Annotated in this window: 6 protein-coding genes; 1 reads left to right on the top strand and 5 read right to left on the bottom strand. The window is 70.8% G+C overall.

Going from position 1 to position 6,761, the window contains the following annotated elements:
• Positions 1 to 444 precede the first annotated feature (444 nt).
• The 5 genes from ABH928_RS32220 to ABH928_RS32200 all read right to left on the bottom strand — a co-directional run bounded on the left by ABH928_RS32220 (position 445) and on the right by ABH928_RS32200 (position 5,675).
• Positions 445 to 903 carry a hypothetical protein gene (locus ABH928_RS32220; protein WP_370072214.1) on the bottom strand — a complete coding sequence of 153 codons (459 nt, stop codon included), beginning with the start codon at positions 901 to 903 and terminating at the stop codon, positions 445 to 447.
• On the bottom strand, positions 894 to 1,127 hold the full coding sequence (locus ABH928_RS32215) for a hypothetical protein (RefSeq protein WP_370072213.1): 234 nt from the start codon (positions 1,125 to 1,127) through the stop codon (positions 894 to 896). The genes ABH928_RS32220 and ABH928_RS32215 overlap by 10 nt, the downstream gene beginning before the upstream one ends.
• A gap of 245 nt (positions 1,128 to 1,372) precedes the next feature.
• Positions 1,373 to 2,986, bottom strand: coding sequence for a serine hydrolase domain-containing protein (locus tag ABH928_RS32210; protein WP_370072212.1), 1,614 nt, complete (start codon positions 2,984 to 2,986; stop codon positions 1,373 to 1,375).
• Positions 2,987 to 2,991: 5 nt separating this feature from the next.
• The gene (locus ABH928_RS32205; RefSeq protein WP_370072211.1) at positions 2,992 to 4,515 is read right to left on the bottom strand and encodes an alpha/beta fold hydrolase; all 1,524 of its coding nucleotides are present in this window, start codon (positions 4,513 to 4,515) and stop codon (positions 2,992 to 2,994) included.
• A gap of 593 nt (positions 4,516 to 5,108) precedes the next feature.
• Positions 5,109 to 5,675 carry a GNAT family N-acetyltransferase gene (locus ABH928_RS32200; RefSeq protein WP_370072210.1) on the bottom strand — a complete coding sequence of 189 codons (567 nt, stop codon included), beginning with the start codon at positions 5,673 to 5,675 and terminating at the stop codon, positions 5,109 to 5,111.
• 44 nt (positions 5,676 to 5,719) lie between these two features.
• On the opposite strand from ABH928_RS32200, the gene ABH928_RS32195 reads away from it, so the two are divergent.
• Positions 5,720 to 6,088: a hypothetical protein gene (locus tag ABH928_RS32195; protein ID WP_370072209.1), complete on the top strand. Its 369-nt coding sequence runs from the start codon at positions 5,720 to 5,722 to the stop codon at positions 6,086 to 6,088.
• The last annotated feature ends 673 nt before the right edge of the window (positions 6,089 to 6,761 follow it).

The following is a 6,761-nucleotide window of genomic DNA, read 5'->3' as shown; positions in this document are numbered from 1 at the left end:
TGGCCGCCTCGAACAGCGCTCCCACCGACGGCGCAGCCGCTGCTGAGAAGGAGCCGGCCCAGGCCTATCTGTAGCAGCCTCTTGAGAGGTTCCGCCCCTCAGCGTTCGCACCGCAGACGCGAACAGTGGCCGGAGATGGGACTCCCCCGTCTCCGGCCACCGCCATTCACCTCGCCAGCAATGCCCGGAGACCCCCACCACTCCAATCGCCGCGCTGCTGGACGACGCCGGCCTCCTCGGCGCCGGTCGCGGGAGGCCGAATGTCAGGACCCCTACTGCCCCTGCACCATGTGCCAGTGCTGGTGCTCGCCGTGGCCCACGGCTCGGCGCTCCCACCCGCTTCTGGTGGTGAAGCCCGCGTCGTCGGGCGTCCTGATCAGCGCCACGTTGCCCGGACAGGCGCGCCGGCCGGGCAACGGGCCCAAGCAGTTCCGCAGGACAGGGCTACCGACCGGCCTCGACAAGCAGAAAGCGCTGCCGTCCGGCCCGGTAGACCAGCGCGTCCCACCCGGCCTCGCCGAGGACCCGGGCTGCTTCCCCGAGATGCGCTTCGCCGGCGTCGACGGGGCGGTGGCCGCGGCGGTGCTGCCACACCACCCGAAGCACGCCGGGGCGCTCAACGCTGATCTGCAGACCGTCCTCAACGACGGCGCCCTGGCCGTCGAGGGCGCAGAACGCGGCGCCGGCGGCTTCCAGCGCCAGGCCGACCGCTTGGAGCGGGCGCGCTCGCTCCCACGGGGCAGGGAGGTCTGGGTGCTCGGGCTGCATCAGACGCCGGATCTGCTGGAGCGACTCCCATGCCTGCGCCACGGCGGGAGCACGGTCGCCGACGACCTGCCCCGCGACCTCGTGTCCGGTCCGGGCGGTGAAACCCGCCTGGCCCGAGGTGGGGCTCATCGCCATCGCGGAGACAGGGTCGAAGTGACCTCTCGATGTGAAGACTTCAGGACGAGGGTGCGTTCGCCTTTGCCGACAGCGTCGTCGATCTTCTTGATCTCCGACCAGGTGAAGCCCTCTTTACGCAGCTTGTTGCGGTCGCTGGGGCGAATGTGCTGGATGTCGTGCTTGTCGACGGTGGTCATGCCCGGCGGCCAACGTCGCGCCGAGCCACTGGTCATCTTGGCCATGAACAAGCTCCCTCGGACGACCTCTCAGCAGCGGTGCCATCCCAGCCTGCGCGTTGGCTGCTGTCCGCGGCAACCAACCGACTCACACCAACAGCCACGCCACACCTCGCACGGGGCCTCCGGATCCGCCTCCACGGCACGTCGCAGCACGGGCTCGCCCGCAGTGCGCCCCGCGCGAGATTTCGGGTGGAGCGCACCGTCGTGTCCGGGTCGCGTCCGGGCGCTGCCCGGCTGCTTGTGGTGGGTCAGGGCGTCGGCTGGTCGGTGCGGCGGTGGAGCCGTCCGTGGTTGCGCCACCACCAGACCTGGCCCCCGGGTCCACGCACGAAGTCACAGCGGGTGCCGATCGGCCGGCCGGAAGTGTCGAGGTCGAGTCCGAAGTCGGGGCGGTAGAAGGCCACACCCAGTTCGCTGGTCTCGCCCTGGGTGGTCAGGGTTCCCTGCAGGCGGCCCTGGTGGGCGCGGAACTCGACGTGGGCGTCCTCCCACGTGCCGGCCTCGTTGATCCGCCTGCTCAGGTAGTGGCCCTCGTAGGGCGCCAGTTCTGCGGCGCTCAGCTGTCGCGGTTCGGCGGGAAGGTTGCTGACCTGGGCGAATCGCCGCAGCGCCCAGTCGTCGGTGAAGAGCTCGTCGCGCAGGCGCGAGCCGCCGACCGAGTTGGTGAGCAAAGTGAGCGCGAAGCCACGGCCCGGCACCATCAGGAAGCCGGAGATCTGGCCCGGCCAGGTGCCTCCGTGCTGCACGATCCGAGGTCCTTGGGCCGTGGGCCGCAGCATCCAGGTGATGCCCATCCCGTCGAGTTCCACCACGAGCGTGCCGCCGGGCCCCGGCCGCGAGCGCATCTCGGTCAGCGCCGCTCTGCTCAGCAGCCTCGTGCCGTTGCGGGTCGTGCCGTCGCCGAGGTGGAAGCGGGCCCAGTCGAGCTGGTCGCGCACGCTGGAGATCAGGCCGCCGGTCGGCGTGAGACTGCGCGGTTGAGGCCAGAAGGAAGGCTCCACCACCGCTTTGCCGTTGACGACGTCGTGCGGGGCGGCGACGTTGAGGCCGATGATCTCGTCGCTGAAGAAGTGGCTGTGCCGCAGGTCGAGCGGGTCAAGGAGCAGGCGGCGTACCGCGCCTTCGTAGGTGAGGCGGGTGGCGACCTCCAGGATGCGGCCGGCGACGCAGAGCCCCGCATTGTTGTAGGCGAACGTCCGGCCTACCGCAGTGAGTTGGGGCAGGCGGGTCATGGAGTCCACGAAGCGGGCGACGGCGTTGTCGCCGCGGCCGAAGTCCTGGTAGTCGTCGCCGAGCCAGCCGGAGCTGTGGCCCAGGAGTTGACGTAGCGTCACCTTACGGGAGGCGCTGCGGTCGGCCACCGCGAACTCGGGCAGGTACCGGCGGACGGGCGCGTCGAGGTCGATCGTGCCGCGTTCGACCAGTCGCATCACAGCCGTGCCGGTGAAGGTCTTCGTGGTCGAGCCGACCCGGAAGAGCGTGTCCGCGTCGACGGGCACGGGGTGGTCGACGTTGGTGACGCCGTAACCCCGGACGTATTCGCGGTCCCCCAGAAGCACGCCCACCGCCGCCCCCGGGATCGCGTAGGCCGCCATGGCGGCCTCGATCCTGGCGTCGAGCTCGCGCAGCAGCGAGGAGAACGCGCTGTCCCCGGTGCCGATGGACCGTCGGACGGCGGCGCGGGCCGGTGCCGGTGTGAGTGACAGGGCCGCGCCTCCAGCGGCGACGGTGAGCAGGTTGCGGCGCGAGAGCGGGCGGGAGGCGCCGGGCACGGTGGCCGCGGGGGCGTCCAGGCTCGTGGGAGCGGCGAAGGCGGCGGCGTCAGCGGTGTGTTCGGCCTGGTCCAAGGCCGTCGGCGTCACCTCGTTCACCTCGGTCCGATGATGAACCGCACGGGCCGCACCGAGGCCACGCAACGGGTATCGGGGGCTTCGGGGCGGTCGTAGAAGGAGGTGATCACGTGTGAGCCGCAGGGGTTGAAGATCACGCCGTGCGCGACGCCGGCGAGCGTCACCACGGTCGAGTTCCGCAGTGTCAGCGCCGCGTAGCGCCCCCAGACCGCGCCCGTCTGCGCGTCGAAGCTCCCGGAGATGGCCAGGGTCGGGATCGTGCTCCAGGTGACCGCGCGGATGGACGGGTCCGCCGCGGGGACGTCCCAGGCCCGGCAGGCCTGGCGCAGGAACGCCAGCTGCGGCGCTTGGGCCAGGACGGACGTGGGGAAAGTCGGGAAGGCCCTCAGGCCGGCCGTCAGCTGCTCGCGCGCGGTCTCGAAGGGGACCCACTCGCTGCACCACACGCTCAGGGACAGGCCGTGGGCGAAGATTCCCTCGCGGCCGGGCAGGCGGGTGCTCGCCCACTGCTCGGCGACCAGTCGCGGGTCGCCGTGCGCCAGCTCGTCCACGGCCAGCGGGAAGTCGGCGGGAGTGTGGCTGGCCCGGATCATCCAGTTCACCAGTGCTCCGCCGTCCAGGGCCACCCTCGCCGGCCCGACCACCCCCGGCACGGTCACCCGCGTGGTGACCGGGTGGGCCTCCAACCGGCTCACCAGGTCGGTGAACACGGCCGCGAGCTGCGGGTAGCGACGGCGGCAGGCGGGCTGCGCCGCGCACGCACCGGTCATGTTGTCGAACGACTCCTTGACGCTGCTCCAGGTCCAGCCGGGCGTCGCCACCGATGGCGGCACCACCCCGTCCAGCGTCACCGAGCGGATCCCCTGCGGGAACCGGCGCATGTAGGTCAACGCCAGCTCGGTTCCGTAGGAGTGGGAGAACACGTTCCATTCCCGGATGCCGAGTGCCGTCCGCAGGTCCGCCAGGTCGGCCGCACTCTCCGAAGAGTTGTACGCCGCGAGGTCAACGCCCTCGGCGGCCAGCCGGTCGCGGCAGGCGGACACCGCCTCCACGTACAGGCGGCCGGTGGAGGGCGCGTCATAGCGCAGCCCGATCCGCTGCTGGTAGAACCGGTCGATCTCGGGGCAAGTCAAGGCGGGTGGCGAGGACAGCGTCCCGCGCTGCGACATGACGACGAGATCGCGGTCCCGGTTCAGACCGGTCTCGGTGAGCAGCGGAATGTCGCTGACGGCGTCCTGCCCCGGGCCCCCGGGCAGGAACACGATCGGGTCCCCGTGCGGCCCCGGAGACTGGGAGGGGACGATCGCGACGGCCAGTCGAAGCTTTCGCCCGTCAAGCCGGGTCCGGTCCTGCGGCACCACCAGGTATCCGCAGCTGGCCCTTACACCGTGCGGAAGCGTGGACGGGCACGAACCCGGCACGAACCACGACGTGTGCCCCGCCCGCCCCACCACGGAACCCTCGGCCGCGGCTCCGCTCGGCACCGCCGCCAGAGTCGTAGCCAGCAGGCCGGCCAGGACAGCTCGCTTCACGGCTCTCATCACGACACCTCACATCTGCTGCAGACGCCCAAAGTCACCGGCCCGCATCTGCGGACTGATGCGCCATCAGGTACCCGGTCCCGCATACAGCCCACCAAGGATCACCATTTAGAAGGACACCGCTTGCTGACTTTGGCGGGCCTCCTTCCCGGCTGCCCAGGCCGGGACAGACACCCCCGTGCGGCAAACTCACCATGGGTGGTTCATGGTCGGCCGGGCTCTGACCGGGGAGACGCGCTGGAGCGAACCCGGTCATGCCGTCCGACGAGTCGGTGACTCTCCTGCTCGATATGCACAGCGCAGAGATCACCGCACGAAACCCCGTGATCCCCGTCCCCGTCATGGACCGCATGGATGAGGTCGCCACCCCGTTGCTCGACGCTCCAGGCCGCCCGCCGCAGGGCTAGGCCCTGTCGTCAAACTCGCGTCGGATCAGCCCGGGTTGTCTGGTGCGGCCAGCTGCAAGGCGGAGGGTCGCCCTCGTACTGGGCCGTACTTGGGCGATGCGACAACGCAGCGTGGGGCCCCCCGGCCGAAGGCTGGGGGAGGCCGTACCAGGCGAGCCGGGCCCGGCGGGAGTTTGACGACAGGGCCTAGCCCGCGACGGGATCACCCGCGAGTCGTGCGTGCAGGTGCTCATCGTGCAGCTCACCGTCCCCATACCGGTACGAGGAACGCAGCTCGCCCTCCAGCACGAAACCGGCCTTCACCGCGACCCGGCAGGAGGCGTGGTTCTCCCGCCCGTGCAGCACTTGCAGCCTCGTCAGCCCGAGTGTCCCGAACGCCCAGTCGGCGACCGAGATCAGCGCCGTGGTGGCGACCCCCTGGCCGCGGGCCCAGGGCGCGACCCGGTAGCCGATCTCGGCGCAGGAGTTGCGCACATCGATCTCGGACAGCGATACCGTCGCGAGCAACGTGCGCTCGGCAGCATCGAAAACGCCCCACTGCGCCGAGGCCCCGCTGTTCCAGCCGGACCAGCGTTCACACCAGGCCCGCGCGCTCTCCTCGTCGCTGACCCGGGTCAACCCGTTCCACAGCCGGATCTCGGGGTCCTGCGCCATCGCCAGCACCTCCCCGGCCTCGCGCAGTGAAGGCGGACGGAGCCGATAGCGGCCGGTGACGATCTCCACGGGCTCCAGCAAAAGATCAGGTGCAGCCATGCTGCGTATTGTGCCGGACACCGGCACGGCGGCCGGCCCACACCGTGGAACCACCCACGCCGGCCGGCGGCGCGGGCAGGGAGAAGGGCGACCGCCCCGGGCGCTCGTGCGACGCCGAGCACGCCCACAACCTGCTCATCCGCGCCGGACGCCTTCTCACGGTCTACTGGATCGCTGTCGGCGGCTCGAGCATCACTGACATGCCGGGCGTGCAGATGGTCTTCGGCACGGGCACCGTCCCCGCCGACACCCTGCTCTGCACCTGCAAAGCCAGGAGATGGCCGACTGGCGGCGTGAGAGATGCGCAGGACCTGGCCGTCCTGGTCCAGCACCCACGGCGCCGGCCGTCGCACGGCCACCACTCCCGGCGGTCGGTCAGGTCCACGCCCTGCTCCAGCAACTCCAGCGGCTGAGCAACGGTGCCAAGAAGTCGGACCGGTAACGACGGTCTCCCCGCCGAAGCCGGCGGGGAGACCTTTGTCGTCGAGGGCCTGTTGGCCGCTGTCCCCGCAGAGTTGCCGGGATCGGGCCGATTTGAGCGAGCTGACGACAAGGCAGAACCTCCTCCCGGTCCAGGCCACCGGTTCGCGACCGTCGACGCGGAGCCGCGAGGTGGCCCGGGCGGCTGCTTGCGACTGGCTCCGCTGGACTCTGCGCCGTGGCGCTGGAACGAGTGGGTCTTCGCATCGAAGATCCACTCGGTGCACACCCCGAAGCTGTCCTGACGCGTGATGCCCACGCCCTTGCGGCCCAGCGTGTCCACGGCGTTCGGCACCAGTTCCGTGCCGGGGATCAGCGACGCAGCCCAGTAGAAGGCGGCGCTCGCCGCCGGAGCCGTCGTCCCGCCCAACGCGTCGCCGATGGCGACGAAGGCCTCGTCGTCGGGGTCGTGTCCGTTGCCCTTGGTCTGGGCGTAGATGACCTATACCAGCTCGTGCGGGTCGGCCGGCAGCGTGGCCAAGTAGGCGTAGGTGGGGGTCTGAATGCTCGGCTGGGTGACGGGGTCAAGCGACTGGTGGGGCGCAGTGGCATCCGGAGCCTCCAACAGGCCCGCCTTGCTGGCGTCCACCGACAGCCAGAGCTGCC

The sequence above is a fragment of the Streptacidiphilus sp. MAP5-3 genome (assembly GCF_041262505.1).
Classification (GTDB): domain Bacteria; phylum Actinomycetota; class Actinomycetes; order Streptomycetales; family Streptomycetaceae; genus Streptacidiphilus.
Note: the sequence above shows the minus strand (reverse complement) of the source record. Positions and strands in the feature narration are given on the sequence as shown.